Genomic DNA, 2,270 nt, shown 5'->3' with positions numbered 1-2,270 from the left:
CACGCCGGAATATGACAGCTGCTATTACGCGACATGGGCGCCTTATCCGCTGGAACGGGAACTCGCGCTTCTGGGGCGCTGCCAGATGTCGCCGCGCATGGCACTTTCGACCGTCGGTCATACCGTCGAAGGCGCCGATCTCGACATGCTGACCATCGGCACGCCGGACGAAGGCAAGAAAGTCTGCTGGATCATTGCCCGGCAGCATCCGTCGGAGACGATGGGTGGCTTTTTTGTCGAGGGCTTTCTCGAACGCATGCTCGACCCGCATGACCCGGTCGTGCTGAGCCTTCTGGATCGCGCCGTCTTCTACGTCGTGCCCAACATGAATCCGGACGGCGCTCGTCGCGGAAATACGCGCGCCAACGCGGCTGGCGCCAATCTCAACCGCGAATGGGTCAGCCCGAGCCTCGAACTCAGCCCGGAAGTCTTTCATGTGCGCGCGCTGATGGAAAAGACGGGTGTCGATTTCGCCATGGATTGCCATGGCGACGAGGAGCTGCGCTGCAACTTCCTGGGTGGCCCGCTCGAAATCCCCTCGCGGTCCGAGCGGCTCAAGTCGCTCTTCAACGCCTTCGAGAGAAGCTGGGCGGCGGCGTCGCCCGAGTACGAGCTGGGCCATCCCTATCCGGGCGGGTCGCCGGCCGAAGCCGATCTCACCATGGCCTGGAACTGGATCGCCGAACGTTTCGACTGTCTCTCGATCCTGCTCGAACAGCCTTTCAAGGATACATCGTGGAGAGAGGACCCCGTCCAGGGATGGTCGCCGGAACGCGCTTTGCGCTTCGGGACGACATTGCCGACGGCCATCAACAATGTACTCGATCAGTTGAGATAGATTTCCGCGTATCGGAGCAAGACGATGACCAAGGCCTCCGCCTCCCTGCCGCAGGAGTTGATTGACCGCTCGATTTATCGCCGGGGAACGCTGGCCGTCTTCGATCGCATCGAGCCGAAGAAGACGGCGCTAATGGTCATCGACATGCAGAATGCCTGGCTCGTACCCGGCGCTCCCTTCCACACGCCGCCGACCCTGACGATCGTTCCCGCCATCAACCGTCTGGTCGAGGCGCTCCGGAGCCGGGGCGGTCTTGTCGCCTGGTTTCGGCACACGACGGGCGCGCCGGGAACGGATACGTATTGGGGGCATTACTTCGAGAATTTCGTCAGTGCCGACAAGCGGGGCGAGGCGATCGAGGCCCTGCTTGAGGGCCGTCCGACGCATGATGTCTATTCGGGCTTCGACATTCGGGCGGAAGACCTCGTCCTGCCGAAATATCGTTTCAGCGCCTTCCTCAAAAACACAGTGGATGTCGAGAAGCTCTTCAGGGAGCGGGGGATCGATACGGTGATCGTGGTCGGCACGGCAACCAATGTCGGCTGCGAGTCGACGATACGCGACGCGATGATGCTCGACTTCAAGACCTTCATGCCGCACGACGCGGTGGTTGCCGCCTATGAAGATGGTCATCTCGCCTCGATGCGCTCGGTGATGCAGACCTTTGCCGATGTGCGCCCCGTCGACGAACTGATCGGGATCATGGGCGAGTAGGGATGACCATGGCCGATCGCCAGCGGGACAATTTCGCCTATGACCGCCTTCCTCCGAGGGAGCTCTGGCCCGAGCTGATCTTCGATCTGCCGGAGCTCCGCTATCCGGAGCGGCTCAACTGCGCCGTGGCATTGCTCGACGACATGATTGCTGCGGGGGCAGGCGCCCGGGCATGTTTCATCGGCGACGATGCGGTCTGGACCTATGCCGAGGTGGCGGAGCGCGTCGGGCGCCTGGCGAACGTCCTGAAGGCTCGCGGCATGACGCCCGGGAGCCGTGTGCTGCTGCGCGGACCGAATAACCCGATGATGATGGTTTGCTGGCTCGCCGTAGAACGCATCGGCGCGATTGCCGTGGCGACCATGCCGCTGCTCAGGGCGCGCGAACTGGCCGTCGTCATGGAGCAGGCGCAGATCGATCTCGCGCTTTGCGACCATCGTCTGACCGAAGAGCTGGAGCGCGCTGCCGGAATGGCAAAATCGGAGGCGGCCATTCTCGTCTTCGGCGACGCGCAGGGAGCTCTCGAAGGCGCCATGAGGGAGGCATCGCCCGCATGCCCGCCGGTCGACACCGCCGCGGATGACATCGCGCTGATTGCCTTCACCTCCGGCTCCACTGGAAAGCCGAAGGGCTGTATCCACTTCCACCGCGATGTGCTGGCGATTGCCGATACATTCTCGAAGCATGTGCTGAAGCCGGTCGCGGACGACATCTTCTG

Annotated in this window: 3 protein-coding genes; all 3 read left to right on the top strand. The window is 62.8% G+C overall.

Annotation, left to right across the window (positions count from 1 at the left end; all coding sequences use genetic code 11):
• Positions 1 to 838, top strand: an 838-nt coding sequence (locus VMR03_RS16065) for a carboxypeptidase family protein (protein WP_325406992.1), incomplete at its 5' end; no start/stop codon positions are given.
• 24 nt (positions 839 to 862) lie between these two features.
• Entirely contained in the window at positions 863 to 1,552 is a 690-nt protein-coding gene (locus tag VMR03_RS16060; RefSeq protein ID WP_325406990.1) for a cysteine hydrolase, read from the top strand.
• 2 nt (positions 1,553 to 1,554) lie between these two features.
• Positions 1,555 to 2,270 (top strand): AMP-binding protein (locus tag VMR03_RS16055; RefSeq protein WP_325406988.1); only part of this gene is annotated, 716 nt, incomplete at its 3' end.

This window comes from Parvibaculum sp. (assembly GCF_035511255.1).
Lineage (GTDB): Bacteria > Pseudomonadota > Alphaproteobacteria > Parvibaculales > Parvibaculaceae > Parvibaculum.
This window is presented reverse-complemented; position numbering and strand designations above follow the sequence as displayed.